15 protein-coding genes are annotated in these 21501 nt (G+C 65.0%); 1 reads left to right on the top strand and 14 read right to left on the bottom strand.

The window, feature by feature from the left end; translation table 11 throughout:
- Positions 1-1350 (top strand): aminotransferase class I/II-fold pyridoxal phosphate-dependent enzyme, encoded by a 1350-nt coding sequence (locus CEY05_RS22835; protein ID WP_088599566.1) that lies wholly within the window; start codon positions 1-3, stop codon positions 1348-1350.
- On the opposite strand, the gene CEY05_RS22830 is transcribed toward CEY05_RS22835, so the two are convergent.
- The 14 genes from CEY05_RS22830 to CEY05_RS22765 form a co-directional block, all read right to left on the bottom strand.
- The gene (locus CEY05_RS22830) at positions 1330-2850 is read right to left on the bottom strand and encodes a glycosyltransferase (protein WP_233161666.1); all 1521 of its coding nucleotides are present in this window, start codon (positions 2848-2850) and stop codon (positions 1330-1332) included. The two genes, CEY05_RS22835 and CEY05_RS22830, sit on opposite strands and share 21 nt — an antisense overlap.
- 10 nt (positions 2851-2860) lie before the next feature.
- Complete coding sequence (locus CEY05_RS22825) at positions 2861-3946, bottom strand: glycosyltransferase (protein ID WP_088599564.1); 1086 nt, start codon at positions 3944-3946, stop codon at positions 2861-2863.
- Positions 3947-3976: 30 nt separating this feature from the next.
- The gene (locus CEY05_RS22820; RefSeq protein ID WP_088599563.1) at positions 3977-5275 is read right to left on the bottom strand and encodes a glycosyltransferase family 4 protein; all 1299 of its coding nucleotides are present in this window, start codon (positions 5273-5275) and stop codon (positions 3977-3979) included.
- A complete protein-coding gene (locus tag CEY05_RS22815) occupies positions 5272-6276 on the bottom strand; it encodes a polysaccharide deacetylase (protein ID WP_088599562.1) in 1005 nt (334 codons plus the stop codon). Before CEY05_RS22815 ends, CEY05_RS22820 begins: the two co-directional genes overlap by 4 nt.
- Entirely contained in the window at positions 6269-7231 is a 963-nt protein-coding gene (locus CEY05_RS22810) for a polysaccharide deacetylase (RefSeq protein ID WP_088599561.1), read from the bottom strand. The genes CEY05_RS22815 and CEY05_RS22810 overlap by 8 nt, the downstream gene beginning before the upstream one ends.
- A 127-nt stretch (positions 7232-7358) precedes the next feature.
- On the bottom strand, positions 7359-8150 hold the full coding sequence (locus tag CEY05_RS22805) for a polysaccharide deacetylase family protein (RefSeq protein ID WP_158219394.1): 792 nt from the start codon (positions 8148-8150) through the stop codon (positions 7359-7361).
- Between the two features lie 4 nt (positions 8151-8154).
- Positions 8155-12762 carry a glycosyltransferase gene (locus CEY05_RS22800; RefSeq protein ID WP_158219393.1) on the bottom strand — a complete coding sequence of 1536 codons (4608 nt, stop codon included), beginning with the start codon at positions 12760-12762 and terminating at the stop codon, positions 8155-8157.
- Positions 12763-12797: 35 nt separating this feature from the next.
- On the bottom strand, positions 12798-14063 hold the full coding sequence (wecC, locus tag CEY05_RS22795; RefSeq protein WP_088599558.1) for a UDP-N-acetyl-D-mannosamine dehydrogenase: 1266 nt from the start codon (positions 14061-14063) through the stop codon (positions 12798-12800).
- A 15-nt stretch (positions 14064-14078) separates the two neighbouring features.
- Entirely contained in the window at positions 14079-15197 is a 1119-nt protein-coding gene (gene wecB, locus CEY05_RS22790; RefSeq protein WP_088599557.1) for a non-hydrolyzing UDP-N-acetylglucosamine 2-epimerase, read from the bottom strand.
- Complete coding sequence (locus tag CEY05_RS22785; RefSeq protein WP_143220586.1) at positions 15194-17404, bottom strand: hypothetical protein; 2211 nt, start codon at positions 17402-17404, stop codon at positions 15194-15196. Before CEY05_RS22785 ends, wecB begins: the two co-directional genes overlap by 4 nt.
- A 20-nt stretch (positions 17405-17424) precedes the next feature.
- Entirely contained in the window at positions 17425-18570 is a 1146-nt protein-coding gene (locus CEY05_RS22780; RefSeq protein ID WP_198952877.1) for a chain-length determining protein, read from the bottom strand.
- Positions 18571-18572: 2 nt separating this feature from the next.
- A complete protein-coding gene (locus CEY05_RS22775; protein WP_088599555.1) occupies positions 18573-19229 on the bottom strand; it encodes an ABC transporter ATP-binding protein in 657 nt (218 codons plus the stop codon).
- The gene (locus tag CEY05_RS22770; RefSeq protein WP_233161665.1) at positions 19226-20065 is read right to left on the bottom strand and encodes an ABC transporter permease; all 840 of its coding nucleotides are present in this window, start codon (positions 20063-20065) and stop codon (positions 19226-19228) included. Before CEY05_RS22770 ends, CEY05_RS22775 begins: the two co-directional genes overlap by 4 nt.
- Complete coding sequence (locus tag CEY05_RS22765; RefSeq protein ID WP_198952876.1) at positions 20062-21273, bottom strand: polysaccharide biosynthesis/export family protein; 1212 nt, start codon at positions 21271-21273, stop codon at positions 20062-20064. The genes CEY05_RS22770 and CEY05_RS22765 overlap by 4 nt, the downstream gene beginning before the upstream one ends.
- Between the last annotated feature and the right edge of the window lie 228 nt (positions 21274-21501).

Raw genomic sequence — 21501 nt, 5'->3', positions numbered from 1 at the left:
GTGATAAAGCACAAACTGCCAGGCCTGGCGGCCGGCCTGAAAGACAAGTTGATCCAGCAATCCCTGGAACGCAAACTGCGCCAGGTCGAACAGGAGCACGGCCGCGCCGCCATGCCGCTGCCCCCCAGCGTGCGCCCTGGTGTGCCCGAGGAACACTACCGCTTCGACCTGCACCCGGGTTACAAGCAACTGCGCATCATGCATGACGGTGCCACGCGGATGGGGCTGCAACATCCCTTCTTCAAGCTGCATGAAGGCACGGCCGGCGAACATACCAGCATCGGCGGCCAGACTTACATCAACTACGCCAGCTACAACTACCTGGGCATGTCCGGTGACGCCGTCGTTACACAGGCCGCCAAGGACGCGATCGACCGTTACGGCACGTCGGTCTCCGCCAGCCGCCTGGTGTCCGGCGAACGCCCCGTCCATCGAGAACTGGAAATGGCGCTAGCCCGCCTCTATGAGGTCGACGACGCGGTTACCTTCGTCAGCGGCCACGCCACCAACGTATCGACCATCGGCCATCTGTTCGGTCCGCGCGACATGGTCCTGCACGACGAGTTCATCCACAACAGCGTGCTGCAGGGCATCCAGTTGTCGGGCGCTCGCCGCCTGCCCTTCCCGCACAACGACTGGCGCACCCTGGACCGCCTGCTGGAGGAACAGCGCCGCGACTTCGAGCGGGTGTTGATCGTGCTGGAAGGCGTCTACAGCATGGACGGCGACTATCCCGACCTGCCCCGCTTCATCGAGGTCAAGCGCCGCCATCGCACCTTCCTGATGGTGGACGAAGCCCATTCGCTAGGGGTCATGGGGCTGCACGGCCGCGGCATCCGCGAACACTTCGGCCTGGCGGGCACGGACGTGGACATCTGGATGGGCACCTTGAGCAAGACCCTGGCCGGCTGCGGCGGTTATATCGCGGGCGAAAGCGCCCTGGTCGAGCACCTGAAGTTCCTGGCGCCGGGCTTTCTGTACAGCGTCGGCATGCCGCCCTCGGTGGCGGCGGCGTCGCTGGCGGCGCTGCAACGCATGCTGGCCTTGCCCCAACGCGTGGCGACACTGCAGGTGCGCGGCCGTTTCTTCCTGGAACAGGCGCGCGCCGCCGGCGTCGACACGGGCAACAGCCAGGGCCTGGCCGTGGTGCCCGCCATACTGGGCAGTTCGGTCAAGGCCACGCGGCTGTCCGCGGCCTTGTTCGAACGCGGCATCAATGTGCAGCCCATCATCTACCCCGCCGTGCCGGAAAAATCGGCGCGCCTGCGCTTCTTCATTTCCTGCCAGCACACGGAATCGCAGATCGAGCGCACCGTGGAAGCCCTGGCCTCACTGACCGCGCTGACGTAAGCGTGCCTCCTGCCACGACCAGTACAGCACCATGCCGAAGCCCACGCAGGCCGTCACGTCCAGCGGCAGCAGAATATAGTTGCCGTCGCGCACGGCCTGCACCAGCGCCACCAGCGCATAGCCGAACGTGAAAGCCTCGCCCACCATCAACGTCCGGTTGATCGGGGGCAGGGCCACGCCCCGTTCGACGTCGCCCTTGGGCGTGCGATGGAAATCGCCATTTACGCCCAGGAACGCGCGTATGCCGCCGACAAAGTAATACCAGGCCATCGGGATGAACATCGCGATGTAAAGGTAGTTGTACCAAAGCGTGGCCGCCACGCCGGCCCTGTCGGCGGGACGGGTGCGCCGGCGCGCGCCCAGCGTGCTCCCCAGCGACCATAGCGTGACCAGCGCGAACAGGGTCACGGCGCCCACCTGCACTTCGATCCGGTCGAAGTTCACCAGGTAATTCAGCGGCAGCCCCAGCAGGACCAGCACATACATCGACGCCAGCAATACCGACGAGAACATCATCGACACCGCATGCAGGCGCTTGAGCATGGGCATGCGCTGGCGCGCCATCTTGCGCGCGTGCAGAAAGGCGCTGTGGATCAGGCCGCGGCCCCAGCGCTCGCGCTGGATCCGGAACGTGCTGATCGCCTCGGGCAGGATGGACATCGACACCACATCGCCCAGATAGGCATATTTCCAGTCGTCGAACTGGGCCCGATACCCCAGGTCCACGTCCTCCGTCACCGTGTCGGCATTCCAGCCACCCAGCGCCTGCACGCAGGTACGGCGCCAGATACAGGAACTGCCGCTCAGGGACGCCATGCCGCCATCTTCGCTGAGGCCCGCGGTCAGGTACTGCTGATGGCCCATCTCCATGGCCTGGAAGCGGGTCAGGAACGAGGCGTCGCTGTTCTCGTAGCCGATGGCCGTCTGCAGATAGCCCAGCCGCGGATCGTCGAAGCACGGCATGCAGCGCAGCAGGAAATCCTGCGGCGGCACGAAATCCGCATCGAAGATGACGAAGAACGCGCCCGTGGCGGACTTCAAGCCATGCATCAGGTTACCGGCCTTGAAACCGCTGCGGTCCCGCCGCCGCAGCAGGCGGATGTTCACGCCCCGGCGCTCGTGGCGCTCGACGCGGTCGCGCGCCACGGCGCAGGTATGGTCGGTGGAATCGTCCAGCACCAGGATTTCCAGCGCTTCCGGCGGATAGCGCAAGGCGCACACGGCGTCGATGAGCCGCTCGACCACCGCCGCTTCGTTATGGATAGGCAACAGCACGCTGACGCGCGGCTTCGCCCCCCCCGGCGGCGCCGTCGCCGTGGCGTCCAGCGAAGTATCCTGCGCGGCGGGCTGCGCGGCGCCACCCTCCGTCAGTTCCGTCAACCGGCGCCGCTCGGTCTTGCGCGAGATGCGCAGGATGCGCATCTCCAGCGCCACGTAAACACCCAGCGACAGAACGATAAGGATGAAAGCGGCATTCGCCAGATAAGAGAGCCAGGTCATGATGATCGGCTCAGCGTTTGACGGCCGCGCAGACATCGGCCAGGCGATGCGCCCACGTGTGGTGCTGCTTCACATAGGCCGCACCCGCCTCGGCGCGCGCCAGGTCGTCGGCCGAGGGGCCGCGCCGCAGCCGCGCGAACAGATCGCGGGCTTGCTCCGCCGACGTCACCACATGGCAGAAATCCTGGAAGTTGCGCTCCACGGCCAGGCTGGGATTGGTCACGGCGATGCCGCCGCAAGCCAGGATTTCCAGCAACCGGCGCGAGAACATGGTGCCGGACCCGGTCACCGAATTGACGTTCACCGAAATCACGTGCTGCTTGTAGACATCGGCCGTGCGCCGGTGCGGCACCTTTTCATGGATGCGCAACTGGGCATGGCGCGGATACTCGAATTCGAACAGGCGCGACAGCCGGTCGTGATTGCGGTCGTACACATTGAGCGGCAGTTTCGTCGTCGCGCAGGCGCCGAAGATCATGTCCAGGAAGTGCCGGCGCTCGCTCAGGATTCGACGGTAGTAGCTGCCGGTGAAGCAGGCCTCCTGGCGGCCGAAGTGAAACCCGGTGAAGTGATGAAAGGCCGGCTGATACGGCATGCTCAAGGTGTGCACCGGCACGTGGGCCGGCAGGCGCCGACGATAGTCCGCCACGCGCCCCTGGTCGGTCGTGAACACGTAGTCGAAGACCTGCGCGACGTCGATGAAGTCGTCGAAGAAGGCACCGTCGTCCTTGTTCCAGAACACGGTCGGCACGCCGCGCGCCTGCGCCAGGGCGACCAGCCGCAGGATCACCTTGGGCGGCCCGATGCGCAGCCACGCCGGTTGCCGGGCCAGGCGATAGCGCCAGCTGCCGTCCGCGCCATGAAAGGCCGACTCCACGAACACCAGGTCCGGCTTCCAGCCTTCTATCACTTCCCGGTAGTTACGTGGCGTCAATATGCGTACCCGGCACTCGACCGACAGGCAATCGGCCGTGAAAGCGTCCGTGACCAAAGCCACCTTCAGCCGCCCGAACGCCCCCTGCCCCGCCACATCCTGCGCCACCGGGGGATAGTCGTACACCGCCGCCCCCACCTTTCTTATCAATCCGCCGATCATGCCGGTCCCCGCCTTTGGTTCACGTTGTCTTTACATGCCAGGTAAGATGTCTTGTACATAGGCACTCCAGCTGCGGTGCGCGACGGCGTATTGCCTGGCCCGCGCGCCGGTCCGTTCCAGCGCCGCGCGGTCGCTCAATGCCCTGCCCAGGGTTTTCGCCAAGTCGGCGGCGTCGCCGGCCTTGAAGAACCAGCCCGCCGGACGCTCGCCGAACTCGTCGCGCAACACAGGCAGGTCGGCCGCGACCACCGGCCGGCCCAGCGCCATGGCTTCTACCAGCTTGATCGGCGGCACGATGCGACAGACGTCGAAGGGCTTGCGCGGGATGCACACCAGCGCACAACGCGCCAGATAGGCGCGCGCTTCGGCCGGCGGCATCCGTCCCATGAACAGGACCAGATCCGTCAGCCCGGCGCGGGCCACCTGCGCACGCAGATCCGCTTCAGCCTCGCCGTGGCCGATCAAGGTCACCGTCACGCGACGTCCGGCGCGCCACAGGCGCCCCACCGCCTCGATCAGCGTGTCCAGGCCTTCGTAGGAAATCAAGGAGCCCGCATAGCCTATGGTGTCGGGCTCCACATCCAGCGGATCGGCGGGCGGGAAACGGGCGGGATCGACGCAATTGGGCAGCAGGGCCATTCGCTCGGCATGGATCGGCCAGTGCGCCTGGGCATAACAGCGCAGCTGCTCGGAGATGACGAACAGGCGGTCGGCATGGCTGGCCACCAGGCCCTCCAGCTGCAGGCCTTGGCGAAACCCCTGCGTTTCTTCGTAGCGTGGGCGCCGCGCACTGCGGGTCAATTCCCACAGCCCTCGCATCTCGTACTGGAAAGGCACGCCCAACTGGCGCGCCGCCAACAGGGCCGGCAAGGCATTGACATGATTGGACGCGGCATGGATGACCGCCACGCGATGCTGCTGTGCCACCTGCGCCACCGCCTGCGCGGCTTGCACGGCATATTGCAATACCGGCCGCAGATTGGACGGTGCCCGCAGATGGGTATAGGTGATGTTTTCCACCTGGGTCGTCTCCACCTCGCTGGCGGGCCCCTCCGTCTCGCCCAGGCGGTCGCGCCGGTCCCAGGGGTAGCCGGGCCGGGTCATGACGTGCACATTGGGCCGCGCCGAACGCAACGCGCACATCACCTCGTGCGTGCGGGTCACATAGCCGCTCATGTGATAGGGCAAGGCGCTGGCCGCCACATAAAGCAGGCTGCCGGAATCCGGGGCGTACGGTGTCGCCGCGGCGGGCCGGTCCAGTTGGCGCTGGATGGCACCCGTGGTCAGCATGCGGCTCAAGCCCAGCCATGGCTGCGTCAACCATCTCATGCCACGCGCCTCGCGGCGGACGCCCGGGCGGCGCCGCCCGCCGCCGGGTTTTCGTCCGGGTTTTCCGCCCGTTCCACCGGTACCGTCCGCGACGTCGCGATCTTGCCTCGCGCACGCAGGTCCAACAGGTCGGCGGTGGTGATGACTTCGTAGTTCCTGGTCAGGCGCTGCATCAGCTTGCGGTAGCCTTCGAGGCGCTGATCGTCCCGGTAGACGCCGTAACCCTGTTCATCCCAATACAACAGCGACCAGGAGTGCAGCAGGAAGACGGAAAAATCCGGACTGCCGCTGAAGGTTTCCAGCAGCAGCTTCCCCCACCACGGCCGGAAGCGGAAATAGCTGGACTCCGGATAAGTCAGGCGCGCCCACCAGGCATCCTTGCCGATGCTGGGCAGGATGCGCTTTTCCGTCATGGGAATTTCAATCACACCGTTGGACCAGGCGTACGGCACATTGGTGTCCTCGGCATAGGGGCACTGCCCGGCACGCACGGCGCACATGGAATTGTTGAAGGACAGGGGAATGGCCACGTCCTCCAGCGCGCGGATGGTGCTGGCATTCCAGCGGAAGGAGCCCGCGCGAAACGCCCGTATGGCTTTGCCGGTCACGCCGGTTATCAAGCCACCGAAGTGCCGCAGGATGAACACCGTGCGCGCGTCGTCGGTGTACTGGTTCATATACTGCGGCCGCGGCGCCAGCCCGTGCTCGTCCCAGAAGCGCATCGGCAGATATTCCGGATGCGCATGCAGCTGCACGTCCTGCCCTTCGGCGTGCAGCCAACGGGCCACGCGCAGGGCCGCGCCCAACTCGTCATAAGCCCCGCACAGGTCCATGAAGAACACATGCTTCGCGCCGAACTCGTCGCCGATCCGGCACATCTCCCGCACCCCGGCCGTGCCGCCCTTGTGCTCGCCCCACATCAGTCGCTTGACGTGATCGCCGGGCGCACGCTTGGGTAAGGCCTCGGTGTCCACGGTGATCAGGGCATAGCGGTCAGGCATGGTGTGCGTCTCCCCACATTTCCGCCACTCTCAGGTCCAGGGGAGTGCCCCGCCTTATCCTCCCGCGCCGGTACAGGTCCAGCAGCTCTGCGCTGGTGATCACGTCGTAGTCCGCTGAAACCCGCGCCACCAGCGCGCGATAAGCCTCCAGCCGGCGGTCGTCCAGGTAGACGGCGCGCCGCTTGTCATTCCAGTAGAGAAAAGACCAGGAATGCATCAGCAGCACGGCGAACGAGGGGCTGCGCACCAGGAAGCCGGGCAGGCCGGCGAAGCGCCGGGTCTTGAAGGGGAAGTAGCTGGATTCCGGATAGGTCAGGCTGACCCAGCGTTCGCGCCGTCCCGTGCCGGGAGGGATATGCCTTTCGGTCAACGGCACCTCGATGACGCCATTCGACCAGGTAAAAGGCTGGTTGGTCGGCTCCGCATAGGTGGCCCGTCCGGTCATGTAGGCCCGCATCGAATTATTGAACGACAGCGGAATCTCCGCCGCCCGCAGCGCCCGGATGAAATCTGCATTCCAACGCAACGAACCCGCCCGGCAGGCCAGCACGCGCTTGCCGGTGATGCTGGCCAGCTCACCGCCGAAGTGCTTGAGCAGGAACAAGGCCCGGTCCGGCTCGGCGTACTCGTTGATATAAGCGGGAGTCGGCGCCAGTCCGTGGCCCGACCAGAATTCGCGCGCCAGGGTTTCCGGGTGCAGGTGCAGCTGCACGTCCTGCCCCGCCATGTCCAGCCAGCGCACCACGGTGCGCAGCTCCTCCGCATGGCGCAAGGCGGCGCACATGTCGACGAAGAACACATGCGGCACACCGAATTCGGCGCCTACCGCGCATATCTCCCGGATTCCGGCCGTCCCCTGGTCATGGTGCCCCCAGATCAGGCGCTGGACGTGATCGCCGTCCGCCCGCTTGGGCAAGGCCTCGGTGTCCACCGTCAGTAGGGCGTATCGGGTCATTGGACGCTCGCACGTGGGCCGGCCGGGCAATCCAGCGAGGGAACGCCATAGCCGATGAACAGCGGCGTCAACGCCAGCAGGCACAACATCGATCTCCAGTCAGGCATGGTGGCTCCCCTTGCGTTACCTATCTGGTCCGGGCCATCAGCCGGCCGAATTGCTCCACGGTCAGGCGCGGCGAGACGTTCAGCCGCCGCAGCACGTGCACGTCGTGGCCGGGGTCCGGGTAGGCCAGTCCATCTTCCGTGGAATAGAAATAGCGGTAACCCACCTCGACCAACGTATCGATGACGCGCGGGTTGTATTGGCCGAACGGAAAGCAGAAGTGCTCGGTGCCGCCCAGCGCAGCGCGGCACTTCGCCGCATCCTCCCTCAATACCGCCGGCTGCGAAGAGACCAGGCGCGACACCAGCTGCTCGTCGCGTGCGTGCATACGGTGGGTATGCGCGGCCCATTCGTAGACGTCGGACTGCGCCACCATTTCCTGCCTGGACACGTACTGCAGCACGTCGGGGTCCAGGACCTCCACCGGCAGTTCGGGCTGCTTGCCGGTAATCAGGAATACCACCGCCGTGAAGCCGTGGCGCTTGAGAATGTCGTAGCAGTACCTGGCCACGCTCAGGTGGCCATCGTCGAACGTGATCATGAGCTTGCGCGAGACTTCCATCTCCACGCCCTTCATATAGTCCTCCAGCTCGGCCAGCTTCATCGTGGCGTAGCCGTTGTCCCGCAGCCACGCCATCTGTTGCTCGAAGCTTTCAACGGTATTGGTGACGGTGCCGTCCCTGAAGCAGCTCCTCTCCTTGAGTTCAAGCGGCAAATGGTGGTGGTAGGTAAGTATCGACAGGGCGCGCTTCTCGGCCACCGCCACCTTGGGCTTGACACCGAACAGCCTGCGCAAGCGGTTCCACAGGGCCACGTTCTCACTCCGAGAAAAGCTTCTGTTCGTCCAGCTGGCGCCGGACCGCATCGAAGGTGTAGCGCTGCGCCACGTCGCGCAGCCGCCCGCCCGCATCCGCGCGCAAGGTGCGCGATGTCGCCACGGCATGCAATAGCTCCCCGGCTTGCGCGCACGTCGCGGCGAACAAGGGATAGTCCTTGCCCAGCACACCTTCGAACACCGCGCTGCGCGCCAATATCATCGGCACTCCCAGGCTGGCGTATTCCAGCACCTTGGTGGACAGCTCCAGGGTCTCGTGCTCGAAGCGCGGATCGCGGAACGCCCAGCTGGCGTGCATGCCTTGCAGGCGCCGCATCAGCGCGTCGCGGTCCAGCGCCCCGTGCCATTGCAGGCCGGCGCCTGCCTCCAGCCGGCGCTGCACCAGCGGACGGAAATCCGGATCGTCGGCGGGGTTGTGGATCTTGTCGCCGAACACATGCAGTTCGGCGTCAGCCACCGCGCCACGCAAGGACTCGTGCGCCTCGAACAACTCCCGGATGCCCCAGCGCGGCGCGAACTTGCCTGCGTAGCAATAGCGGAAGGGCGTGGCGGCTTCGATCTCCTGCCGCTGCCGCGCGTTCTCCGCCTCGTTGGCGGCCGGCACCATGGGCGGCAGCAGCCGGGTGCGCGAGGCCGCCTGCGGAAACAGGCGCGCGAAATAGGCCATCATCTCCGGTGTCTGGCACAGGATGTACTCGCTCGCGCCAATGATGGTTTCTATCTTCGACCGGCTTTCCGCATCCAGCAGTTCGGCCTGCTGCGGAATGTCCGTCAGGTAGGCCCACAACCGCCCCGTCAGGCAAGGCGACCGCGCGGCCTGCAAGCACACCTCCAGCCCTCGCATGATGAAGGCCCGGAAAGGCCGCTCCCCATCCAGGCGCGCCAGCCACGCCACGGCATCGGCTTGCGACAGGCCGGTACGCGCATCGGGAAGTTCGGGCTCGATCAGCCGTACCGCGGGCGTCAGGTCCAGCAGGCGCGATATCACCTGGGTACGGTGCACCCGCGCCTTGAGCACGACGGAAACACGCAAATTGCCCAGGCCACTCAGCACCTCGGCCAGCGACGCCGCCCAGATGGCCGACCCGTCCATGATGTTCAGGTTGACGTCGCCATACAGGGCAACGTCCGTCAGGCTCAGGTCCTGCGCCAGCAGGCGCTGGTCCGCCACCGCATTCACCGTGTCGCCGCCGCGTCCGCTCAACAGCGCCAGCTCCTGCGACACAGTCTGGCGGTAGCTGGACTGGGCACGCACCCGCTCGGCGGCGGCGCGCGACATGGACAGGAAGGTGGCGGGATTCTCGACCAGGCGGCGTACGCCCGCCGCCAACCCCAAGGCGTCCTCGGGCTCCGCCATGATGCCGCAATGCTCATCGACGAATTGGGGGATGGCAGCCACGCGCGTGGTGACCGGCACCAGTCCGGACGCCATGGCCTCGTCGCGCGACACCCCCTGCGAGTCCGCCCGCGAGGGCACCAGGAATATTCCGTACTCCCGATGCAGCGCGGCGATTTCACGCTGCAGCAGGAAGCCCTTGTGCAAAGTCACGTTTGGATATTGGCGCAGGGGCTCGACCGTGTCGTCGAACAACGGCCCGTCGCCGACCAGGCGGATACGCAGCTGCGAGAAAAACGGTTCCTGTGCCAGTGCCTGGATGGCCCGCACGGTCAGGTCATTGGCATAGACCGTGGAGGCATACGGACGGATAGACAGCAGGTCGAAGCGCTGCTCGGGCGCCTTGGGCAGGTATTCGAACAGGTCGCCGTCGACGAAATTGTGAATCACCGCGATATTGCCCACACTGTCCATGGACAGTCGCAAGTCGGACAACGCTTCCATCGCCTGGTTATCGGAAATGAAGGCCACCGTCAGGTTAGGATGCCGTAGCGTCAGTATTTCCCGCCACATGACCATGCGCGCATCCGAGGTTCGGCGCGACGCGTTGCGCGTGTCATCGGTGCTGTGGTTCGTCGCCCGGCGCCACCAGGGCTGGATCTCCGAACCGTGGGCCCAGATGACGACACGGACGTGGTCCAGCTGTTCGCGCACGGCATTCCAGATTGGACGGTCGCAGATGTGCACCGCCACGCTGTCGTGGGTGCCCGAGGCCAGGGCGTGCTTCAGCTGGCCGACCTGCGCATCCACCACATCGACATTTTCGAACTCACGGAACTTGCCGCCTCCCGCCATGGTGATGCGCATTACCTCGGTCGGCCAGCCGGACCGGTTGTAGGCCTTGACGCGGGAATGGACAAAGCCGAATCGGTAGAGGTCGTCGTAGCTGGGATATTGCCGGCTCACCACCAATTGCCGCCCGCAGGGCAGCAGGTCGAATTCCGGCGGGCAGGCTTCCAGCAAGACGATGCGGCCGATCTTGGCCTGGCCACCGCCCTGCACGCGCATGCCCAGCCGGATGGCGGCCGTACCGGGCGGCAGCGCGATGCCGTCGCGCATGCCCAGGGTATGCATGTAATGGGAGATCTTCTGCCCGTTGCCGTCGAGGAACACGAAGACCAGGCGGATATCCAGTTGCGCATCGCCGTGCACGATGAAGCCGAAGTCCTGTCGCATCGTCACCTCTTGCGGCGGGAACTCGCGGCTCAGGTAGACGTACTTGTACTCCTCAGGCGCCAGCTTGCTGTCGATATGGACCAGGCTATCGTCACCCAGGCTCAGCTTCATGCTCTTATGGATGGACTTGGGCGGCACCAGCGGCAACCAGTCCTCCGCCTCCAGCGCCACCCGTTCGTCGACCTTGAGCGCACGTACCCTTTGCGCACGTGGCTGCATGTCCTGGGGCAGGCTGGCCCCCGTGCGCTGCACGTCATCGGCGTCGACGATGGCTGCCACCGTCTCGCTGCCGGCGCCGTCGGCGCAATAGCTGAACGCGTCGACGGCAATCAGGGAGTCGGCCTCGATGCAGGCATCCTCCAGCCGCAGCGCGGGGTTCTCGGCCCAGGCCTGCAGGCCGCCGGCGGGCCCGGCTTGTGAAGCGGCATGTGAAGCAGCTTGTGGCCCGGCTTGTGATCCGGCTTGCAAGAGCCCCTGTGGCAGCAGGCTGCGCCGCAGCGCCGCCCGGCGTACCGGCACATATTCCTGGCCGCCGTCTCGCTCGACCACATGGCCACCGGCGGCCAGGGCGTGGAACGACGCCTTGGTCACCCCGGCGCCGCCGGCGAAGGACGTCGCCAGGACCAGGTCATTCAGATAATGCTTGCCGTAATAATCGCCGCTGCAGATCGGCGCCACATAGTCGAAGCGCTGCGCCCGGTGCCAGGCGGCCTGCCTGCTTTCCACCACCACCACACGCGAGTGGCTGCAGATTCCGCGCGGCCCCACCAGCAACAGCACCACCCGCGGCCGCGCCTGGCGCTCCATCGCGGCCACCAGCAGGGCGGCCTCTTCCTGCGTGGAGGCTTCGGCCAACAGCGCGACCCGCGGCGCGGGCGGCACGGTCGAACGATTGAACACCTTGCCGACAATATAGGCCAGGCGCTGTGTATAAGTATGCTCGGTCAGTACCTTGCGCAAGGCTTGCAGGCGCAGCTTGCGATAGGCCGCGTCATTGCCGACCAGCGGTGCCAGCCGCCCTTCCAGCTCGCCCGCGTCATCCGATGCGACGACCAGATCGCCGAACAGCTGCCGCAGGCCCTTGGAGAAATTGCTGACCACCACCGTGTTGCTGGCCATCAGCTCCAGCGCCCGGCGCGCGAACATGGTCTGCGACTGCTTCACCGTGTTCACGGTAATACCGTAGCGGTAACCCTTACAGCCCTTGTCCATCTCGGTATAAGGAAGCGTGCCGCGTATCTCGCCGTGGAACTCTTCCGGGAAGGCGAAGTCATGCGGCGGCGGCCGGTTGCCGTTGCGGTCGTAGATCTCCACCCACTTCAGCTTGCGCGCCACGCTGACCAGAGTACGGAAATCCGCTTGCCGCTCCAGGTAATGGGGATACCAGGATCCCGCAAAGGAAAAGCCTTCGCGCCGCTGCACTGTCGCCATCGGATTGTGCATCGAGATCTGCGCGGCGAAGGGCAGGAAATACACCCGCTCATGGCCCACGGCGCGCTTGTATTTCGCGATGCAGTCCATGTCCGTGGTGAAGACGTGGTCGACCATGCGCGCCACCGGCAGGAAGCGCGAGAAATGGACCGGGTCTTCCTTGCACCACAGCAGCGTGGGCACGTTGTGATCGCGCGCCCACTTCACCAACGCGCGCAATTCCCCGGAGGCCTGGCTGACCTTCTTTTCCCAGGAGTCGTCCAGGCCGCGCCAGGCCGATTCGATGAACACGATGTCCGGCTGGAACTCGACGATGTCCTGGTGCCAGGTGGCGGCCGACAAGGGCAGCAGGCGGCACTCCGGCTCGAAAGCGTGATGGGTGAAATCGTCCATCACGGCCGCCAGCCGCAACTGCTGCAGCGCCGGCGCCCCCTGGTCCTGCGACAGCCGGCGCTCGCATAGCCGGATATTGGCCTCGAAATACTGATTTCCCAGCAAGGTCCCAAGCTGCTCGTACAACTCCACCGCCGCCTGGTAATTTCCGCGCAGATATTCGCTTTCCGCCTCGCGGACCAAGGATCCCTGCATGACTCCCTCCTGTCGTCCGGTGTTTCGTCCGGTCATCACGCAGCCAACAAACCGACCACATCGATGTTCCTGGCGTGTTTGCGGATTTCCTCCACCGCCAGGACGAAGGGCTGGTGCTTGACCAGCAGGCACAGCACGTCGGCCTGCGCCATGGCGTCCTCCAGCGAGACCAGGCTCAGGTTGTCCGCGCGCAGGCTGGCCGGCAGGAAGTCGATATTGGGTTCGACCACCTGCACCTGGCAGCCCAGCTCCACCACGTGCCGCACGATTTCCACCGCCGGGCTCTCCCGCAAATCGTCGATGTCCGGCTTGAACGCCACGCCCAGGCAGGCCACTTTCAGGTCGCCCTGCCTGGCGGTGGGTTTCAACTCGCGTAACTCGTCCAGGGCGGATCTGATCTTCTCCAGCACCCAGACAGGCTTGTGGTCATTGACCTCGCGCGCCGTGCGTATCATGCGGGACGTCTTCGGCGCCGAATCGACGATGAACCAGGGGTCGACCGCGATGCAGTGGCCGCCGACGCCGGCGGCGGGCTGCAGGATATTGACGCGGGGATGGCGGTTCGCCAGGCTGATCAGTTCCCACACATCGATGCCCAGCTCGTCGCAGACCAGGGACAGTTCATTGGCAAACGCGATATTCACGTCGCGGAAGCTGTTCTCCGTCAGCTTGCACATCTCCGCGGTGCGGGCATCCGTCACGATCAGGGCGCCTTCGACGAAGGTCTGGTAGAGCTCCACGGCCATCGCCGACGCGGTCTGGGTCATGCCGCCGATCACGCGGTCGTTGGCCACCAGTTCCTGCACCACCTTGCCCGGCAAGACCCGCTCCGGGCAGTAGGCGATCTGCACGCCCGCGGCGTCGCCGGCCTGCGACGGGAACGTCAGGTCCGGACGCGCCTCCGCCAGCCACTGCTCCAGCTTCGCGGTGGCATCCACCGGCGAGGTGCTTTCCAATATCACCAGATTGCCCGTGGCCAACACCGGCGCGATCGACTTGGCGGCCGCTTCGATATAGCTGAGGTCGGGCTTGTGGCCGTCCGTGAACGGCGTGGGCACGGCAATCAGAAACGCATCGGCCGGCTGCGGCGTGGTGGTGGCCACCAGGAAACCCTCGGTCACCGCGGCGTGCACCAGGATGTCGAGCGCGGGCTCGACGATATGGATCTTGCCCTGGTTGATGGTATCGACGGCGCGTGGATTGACGTCCACGCCGATGACTTTCTTCTTGCGGGAAGCGAACAATGTCGCGGTGGGCAGCCCTATATAACCCAAGCCAATCATGGAAATGGTATCGAACACGGCGAGCCTCTTCTATCAATGTTTGAGTTTCAGGACGTCAACGATGCGGGAGGCGGCGCGGCCGTCCCCGTAGGGGTTGTGGGCGCGCGACATGGCCTGGTAGGCCTGGGCGTCGTCGAGCAGCCTGTGGGCCTCGCGCACGATCACACCGGCGTCGGTACCGACCAGCTTGACGGTGCCCGCCTCCACGGCCTCCGGCCGTTCGGTGGTATCGCGCATCACCAGCACGGGCTTGCCCAGCGACGGCGCTTCTTCCTGGACACCACCGGAATCGGTGATCAGCAGGTCGCTGCGATCCATCAGGTAGATGAAGGGCAGATAGTCCTGCGGCTCGATCAGATGCACATTGGGCACGTCGGAAAGAATCCGCCGCACCGGCTCCTGCACATTCGGATTCAAATGCACGGGATACACCACCTGCACGTCCCCCCGATTGGCGATCTCGCGCAAGCCAAGACAGATGTTCTCGAAGCCGCTACCGAAGTTCTCGCGCCGATGGCCGGTCACCAGCACCATCCGCCTGGCCGGATCGAGAAACCCGAAGCGGGCCGCCAGCGTGGCGCGCAGGTCGCGGTCATCGCGCACGCGCTTGGCGACGTCCAGCAGCGCGTCGATCACGGTATTGCCGGTGACGTGGATGGCGCCCTGCGCCACGCCTTCACGCAGCAGGTTGGCGCGCGCCTTTTCCGTCGGCGCGAAGTGCACATCGGCGGTGGCCCCGACCTGGCGCCGGTTCATTTCCTCCGGCCATGGGGAGTACTTGTTATTGGTGCGGAGCCCGGCTTCCACATGCCCTACTTCCACTTTGGCGTAGTAGGCCGACATGCTCGCGGCGAGCGTCGTGGTGGTGTCGCCATGCACCAGTATCATGTCCGGTTGCCATTCGCGGAAGACGTCACGCATACCCAGCAGCACCTTGCTGGTAATGTCGGAAAGGTCTTGCCCCGGCGCCATCAGGTTCAGGTCGAAGTCGGGGGTTATCGAGAAAATGTCCAGCACCTGGTCCAACATCTGGCGATGCTGCGCCGTTACGCAGACTTTGCTTTCCAGGTTGGCGTCGGCCGCCAGCGCCTTGACCACGGGCGCCATCTTGATGGCCTCGGGTCGGGTACCGAATACAGTCAGGACTCTCATGTTTTTTCACTCCGGGGACGCGCGGATATCAGGCAAGCGCCTTTTTCCAGCTGACGCTCGGTGACCTGGCAGGTGTAGCCACTGGCCTGCAGTTCTGTTTGCCATCGCGTGGCAATTTCTTGTTCGTCGTCGCGGATGTAGTCATCCAGGACAAAATCGATGGCAGCCCTGGGAAAAAGCTGCCGGATGATGGGCCCGGCGGGATAGCGGGCAAACTTCCCTACTGTCGCTGGCGGGCCGTCGACCACCACCAGGACGGACAGGGAGCGGCCGCGCATGCTGGCCGCCAGGCCTTTGAGCACGGCGCCGTAGTCGTAGTAGGGATAGGTCTCTTTCCTGGCGTTGGCCCACGGCGACAAAGGCGCGAGCAGCAGCTCCACCATGCCGGTGACACCCGCCGCCTGCAACTGGGCCAGCGTCTGGGCGTGATAGACGTCCTGATGCTCGAAGGAAATGAATTTGGTCTTCACTGCGTTGGTTTTTATTGCGTCGGCCTTCACCGCGGCCCTGGTCCGCCGTGGGGCCGACTGGCGCGCCAGGGCCTTGGCAATGACGACCGTCGACAGGCCGGAGCCGAACTCGATGACGACGTCGTAGCGCTTGAGTTCGAGCAGCTGCACCAGATACACCGCGAAGTCGGGACTGACCGGCCACGTATTGCGCTCCGGACTCACCAGCGGCAGCTCGCCATTGTTGTAGTAGCCAAGCAGGCCGACCAGGGCCTGCAGCTGCCGGCTGGCGTTGCCCACCTCGTCCTTGACGGTGATTTGTACTTCCTCCCGCAATCGGGACAAAGCCTCGACTTCGTGCTTCGAAGCCGTTTCGCGTTCGAGCAAGGCCAGGCGTTCGCGCTCCCACTGCAGCCGCAACCACTGCAGCTGCTCGACCTGCCGCCGCTGGTGGGCCACATCGCGATCCCTGTCCTGCACCGCGCGCGTCAGTTCGTCATTGGCCTGCACCACGCCGTCATGCTGGCGCAGCAGGTTTTCATGCCGCTTGACCAGGTCATGGTGATTCCGCAGCACCCCATCGTGGGTCCGCAGCACGTCTGCGTGCTTCCTGGCCAGCGCCTCATGCTGCACGGCCAACGCATCGTGCTTGCCGGCCAGGGACCGATGCGCCTTGACGGCATCCTCGTGCTGGCCCACCAGGGCTTCGTGCGCGGCGATCGCTTCATCGTGCTTGCGCGCCAGCTCGTCGTGCATGCGATACAGGGTGTCGCGCTCCTCCGCCAGGCTAAGCACCTGGGTGCCTTGCCGCGCCAGCTCCAGCGCCAGCGCGGCACGCGCCCGCTCCGCCGCGACCTGCTCCAGCTTGGCGGCGTCCAGCTGCCTCATATACCGCGCCGCCAGGGCCTGCTGCTCGGCACGCTCATGCTCCAGCTGCCGCACCTTCTGCTCGATCACGCGCGACTGCGAGACCGGATCGTATTTCTGCGCGATCTCCCGTCCGCGCGCCTGTCGGGCGTCCGCGCGCAGCTGCTCCACCTGGCGCTCTTCCGATTCACTGAACTGGATCTCCGGCGGCAACGCCTCCAGCATGGCCTCGGCCAATTCGGGCCGGCCCGCGTCGTGCTCGCGGAAGGCCAGCCACTTCAGGCGAAACGGCCTTGGGTCCAGCTCGTAGGCCTGGCGCGCGTAATTGGCGGCGCCCAGCACGTCGTTGTTCGCCAGGCTGCGCGCCAACGCGGTCAGGGCACTGGCTTTGACACTGGCCGGCGACCGTTGCAGCAGGGCCTGGACGGCCCCGTCGCCGCCGCTGGCGTAGGCGGAGATCAGCGCCTGGCACCCCTTGCCGCCCAGCTTCCTGGGTGGCGCATAATCCTTTACGTCGCGCCAGATCGACCAGAGCTTGCCCGGCAGGCGCAGCGCCGCGCCCGGGCCGCTGACGCCATGGACCATCGCCGTACCGAAGCGCGACGCAAAGGATTGCCGCCCCTGCAGCCGGTACAGATCTTCGCGCGCCTCCAGCGCCTTGCGGTAACGCAAGCTTTCGGCGGCCACTTCCGGGAAGCGGCTATCCAGCATGACGAAGCGGGAATTGGCGCTGGCCGGTTGTTCCGCCGCCAGGTAGTGCCCGCGCTCCAGTGCTTCCTGCACGTCATGCAGCTGCGCGAACAACATCGTGTTTTCTTCGCGCAACGACGTCAGTTCAGCGTCCCCCGCCTCGAGGGCCGCGATTCTTTCCTTGGTTCGAGCAGTGCTCATCGGATAGTCCCCCCGGACGATCAGTCCACGTGATCCAGTACGATGCTTTCCAACAGCTTCAAGGTTCCAGCCACCACCAGCGAGATCAACAGCGTGAGGACGATGTTGTATCCACGCCGTGGCTCCATCGGGTACTCGGGCACGGTGGGCGACTGCAGGACCGATACCTTTTCCAGCAAGCGCAGTGAATCGCTCCTGCCCTTCTCCAGGCCCAACAGCGCCGACTTGTAGAGGTCTTGCGTAAAGACCACCTGCATCTGCAGGCGCTGGAAAGCTTCCACCGAGGCGTTCAAGGTCGAGCCGCTGGGCGTGGCAAGCTTGGCTTTCTCGTCGTCGATCTGGCGATCGACCGCGGCAATCGCCTGCTTGAGACTCAGGATGTTGGGATGCGTGCGTTCCAGTGACTTGGGCAGGGAAGCCAGCTGCGTCTGCAACTGCGCGCGTTGCCCCTCCAGGGACGCCACGATGGCGTTGATGCTCTCGGCCGTGGCGGTGGGCGACAGCAGGCCCTTTTCGTTCTGGTACGCCAGCAGCGCCTGGCTGGCTTCCTGGAACCGTTCCTGCGCCTTCTCCACCTGCGATGTCAGAAAGCCTATCTGCGCTTCCGCCATCTCATGGCCCAGCACGTTCATGTAGTCTTCGCCCTCCTCGACCAGCATCCTGGCGATCGCATGTGCGGTATCGCGGTCGTAGGCCTGGACCCTGATACGCAAGACGCCGGCGTAGTCGTCGTACTCCACTTCCACCATCCGCAAATAGAAGCGGTAGAAGAACTCGATGTCCTTGAACCACAGGCGCGACATCACGTCATGGGCGGAATCGCTGAAGTGGTGGCGCAAATCGAGCTTGGCATCGAGCTTCTTCAGCATGTCCAGCGACAGCAGATAGTCGCGCAACAGCAGTTGGTCCGCGCGCGTGGCGCCCAGGGCGGCGCCTGCCGTCACCAGCGCGGTCAGGTCCGGGCTGGGCAGGTTGGCGTTGTCGGTCTTGCGGATGATCACATTGGCTTCGGACACATAGCGATCCGACGAAACGAAGCCCCAGTACAGGGAGATCACCACGCCCATCGCCAGGCTCAGCTGGATCAAGCGATCGAACACGCGCGTCGGCCAGCTGGCCGAAGAGGGCGCTTGCAGCACATGCGCGGTATTTTTCTGTTCAGCCATTTTCACTGTGCCGCCTGATAAGCCTTGAGCGCGTCGTCGAGCTTGTCGAACCAAAGCGCCTTGCCCTCGTGGATCCATATGCCCGACTGGCAAAAATCCTTGAGCGTGCCTTCGTCGTGCGAAACCATGATCAGGCCCGCGCGATTGACCATGGAACGGAAAGCGCCCGCCGCTTTGCGCCGGAAGGCCGCGTCTCCCGCCGCCGTCACTTCGTCCGAGATATAGACATCGAATTCAAAGGCCAGCGACAGGGCGAACTGCAGGCGCGAGCGCATGCCCGATGAATAGGTGGTGACCGGCTCATCGAAGGCCCCCTGCAATTCCGAGAAATCCTGGATAAAGCGCAGGCGATCCGCCAGGTCGGCCGCATGCCCGTGGATACGGCAGACGAACTTGGCGTTCTGGCGGCCTGTCAGCGTGCCTTCCAGGCCGCCCTGCCCCATGGGCCACGACACCCGGCATTGCCGCTCGACGTAGCCACGGGTGGGCTGGTCGACGCCGCCGATCAGGCGCAGCAGCGTGGATTTGCCGGCGCCGTTCTTGCCTATCAGGCCGACATTGCATTTGCGCGGGATCGTCACGTCGACCCCGTTCAGCACCCACTTGCCCATGCCGTGCTCGGTGCGGTAGCGCTTATGGACGTCGCTGACGATGATCATTGTGTCACCAGCTGACGAGCGAAGGACCGGTACAGGGCCAGGCCCAGGAAGAAGCTCAGCCCGGCCCACCCGTACAGATAGCCGAGGCTGACACCCGACACGACGTGGTACTCGGTGCCGAAGCCCTGGCGCACCAGTTCGAGCCCGTGCGCGATGGGATTGAACAGCAGCATGTCCAGGTAGGGCTGCGGGATCGCCGACAAAGGTGAAATCGTGCCGGAGACCAGGTACAAGGGCAGCATCAGTATCTTCAGGATGTGCTCGCTCTCCGGCACCAGCACCATCAGCACCGACGTCACCAGGCCATAGCCGACGCCGAACAGCCACAGACCGAATACGGTGACCGCGACCAGCAAGGGATCGTTGGGCAGCGCGGGCCGTCCGGTCAGCTCGGCCACCGCCAGGATGACGGCGGACACGATGATCATCAGGAAGGCTTCCAGCACGGCGCGCGCGACCGCCACATCGAAAGCCTTGACCTGCCGGTACGCGAACAGGGGCTGGTTCGACTCCACGGCATAGGTGACCTGCACCGCCGTGCGGCGAAACATGAAGAAGGCCAGCATGCCGGCGATCACCCACATCGCCGCATCGATGCCGCCGACGAAGCGCACGCGGATGACCGTATAGATATAGGTGAAGAACCCGATGTGTATGACCGGCTCCATCAACATCCACATCCACGCGGCCCGCATGTCGAACAGGCGGTCCAGGGCTTCGCGCAGGAACAATGCGCGCCACACGGAGAACGTCACCGTATAGGGGCTGCGCGCCTTGAACCGGGCGGCCGCCGCGCCGGAGGGCGGATCGACGGGACGATAGCTGACTCTCATCATTGGAAAGTCCTGTCCAGCGTCACGGTCGGTACCGCCACCGACACCACCAGGCGCAGGAACTTGTTGAATTCCGCCTCGGGCGAGTTCGCTACGTAGATGACGTCGCCGTTCTGGATGGGAAAATTCTGCACCACGAAGAAGGACGAGGGATCACGCAGATCGACCTGGTACACCACGGGCACCGTACCGTTCACCCCGCTCGGCAAGACCGTGCCGGCGTCCTTGCCGGCCAGCAGCTTGGGATCCTCGAAGCGGAAGATGAACACGCCTCGCGCATCGGCCCGGTTGTCGGCCAGGCCGCCCGCCCGCGCCAATGCCTGCGCCAGCGAGATACCCTGCGCTTCGAGCGGCAACTCGTCGTTCTTGCCGGTAGCGCCCAGCACCGAGAAGCTGAGCGGCTGGAACAAGGCCGTCACCACGTCGCCAGGCTGCAGCAGCAGGTTCTGGCGCGGGTCGCGAATGATGCTGTCCAGGGCCATCGTCGATGTCACGGCGCCGCGCGTCAGCTGGATGGCGACGCGGCTCACCGGCTGTTTCACGCCGCCGCCCGCCGCGATGGCATCCAGCAGGTGCTCGCCCTTGGGCGTCAGGGGCATCTGCAGGTTGCTGGTGACCTCGCCGACCACCGTCACGCTGGCGCTGTTGTTCTTCACGACGCGCACCAGCACCTGCGGGCTATTGGCCTTGCCGGCCAGCCGCGCGGCCACCGTGTCCTCGATCTGCTGGCTGGTCCGGCCTTGCACGGACACCCGCCCGGCAAAGGGAACCGTGATGGTGCCCAGGTTGGAAACCATCTGCGCGGGGAAAGTCACTGCGTTGGTGGTGGCCGGCACCGGCTTGGACGGATCCATCGGCGCGGCATTGTTGAACAGCATTGCCGGCGGCGATTCCCAGACCGAAACCTCGATGACGTCACCGGCGCCGATCACGTAGTTGTTGGGAACGCCGCGCGGGAACACATCCGAGAACTTCCCCAGTGCCTTGCCACGCGCCAGGTTCCTGGCCACGGCATCGCTGACGTCGATCAAGGCAATGCCCTGGATGCGCGCCCGCTCGCCGCTACCTTCCGGCGCGTTCATCACCTGCTCCCGGCTGGCCCCGCTGGATGAGATCCAGCCCGGCATGGTGCCGCAACCCGCCAGGGTCAATAGCAACGCAGGCACGACACACCGCAAGACCGATCCGAACGAACGCTTGTCTGCTCTCATGGGCTCTCTGTTTCCACTACGCAGACCCGGCGTTACAGCCATGCTGCTCGGAATACGCTTCTCAAGACAAACCTTCTCAAGGCAAGAGAGGCTTGTTGCTGCTTGAAGCTGGATGCACACACCAGCCGTGCCAGTGCGCGCATTCTGATCAGAAAACCACCTTGCGACGTTTCATCCCCGGCGTTTCGTTTTGGCCTTACACGCTATTTACAGTTGATTATGTAAGCC

The organism is Achromobacter sp. HZ34 (genome assembly GCF_002209485.1).
Classification (GTDB): domain Bacteria; phylum Pseudomonadota; class Gammaproteobacteria; order Burkholderiales; family Burkholderiaceae_B; genus Bordetella_C.
This window is presented reverse-complemented; position numbering and strand designations above follow the sequence as displayed.

Excerpts from the sequence above, each read along its gene's own strand:
- CEY05_RS22830 (WP_233161666.1), bottom strand. The coding sequence starts at position 2,850 with ATGACCTGGCTCTCTTATCTGGCGAATGCCGCTTTCATCCTTATCGTT.
- CEY05_RS22825 (WP_088599564.1), bottom strand. The coding sequence starts at position 3,946 with ATGATCGGCGGATTGATAAGAAAGGTGGGGGCGGCGGTGTACGACTAT.
- CEY05_RS22820 (WP_088599563.1), bottom strand. The coding sequence starts at position 5,275 with ATGAGATGGTTGACGCAGCCATGGCTGGGCTTGAGCCGCATGCTGACC.
- CEY05_RS22815 (WP_088599562.1), bottom strand. The coding sequence starts at position 6,276 with ATGCCTGACCGCTATGCCCTGATCACCGTGGACACCGAGGCCTTACCC.
- CEY05_RS22810 (WP_088599561.1), bottom strand. The coding sequence starts at position 7,231 with ATGACCCGATACGCCCTACTGACGGTGGACACCGAGGCCTTGCCCAAG.
- CEY05_RS22800 (WP_158219393.1), bottom strand. The coding sequence starts at position 12,762 with ATGCAGGGATCCTTGGTCCGCGAGGCGGAAAGCGAATATCTGCGCGGA.
- wecB (WP_088599557.1), bottom strand. The coding sequence starts at position 15,197 with ATGAGAGTCCTGACTGTATTCGGTACCCGACCCGAGGCCATCAAGATG.
- CEY05_RS22785 (WP_143220586.1), bottom strand. The coding sequence starts at position 17,404 with ATGAGCACTGCTCGAACCAAGGAAAGAATCGCGGCCCTCGAGGCGGGG.
- CEY05_RS22780 (WP_198952877.1), bottom strand. The coding sequence starts at position 18,570 with ATGGCTGAACAGAAAAATACCGCGCATGTGCTGCAAGCGCCCTCTTCG.
- CEY05_RS22775 (WP_088599555.1), bottom strand. The coding sequence starts at position 19,229 with ATGATCATCGTCAGCGACGTCCATAAGCGCTACCGCACCGAGCACGGC.
- CEY05_RS22770 (WP_233161665.1), bottom strand. The coding sequence starts at position 20,065 with ATGATGAGAGTCAGCTATCGTCCCGTCGATCCGCCCTCCGGCGCGGCG.
- CEY05_RS22765 (WP_198952876.1), bottom strand. The coding sequence starts at position 21,273 with ATGAGAGCAGACAAGCGTTCGTTCGGATCGGTCTTGCGGTGTGTCGTG.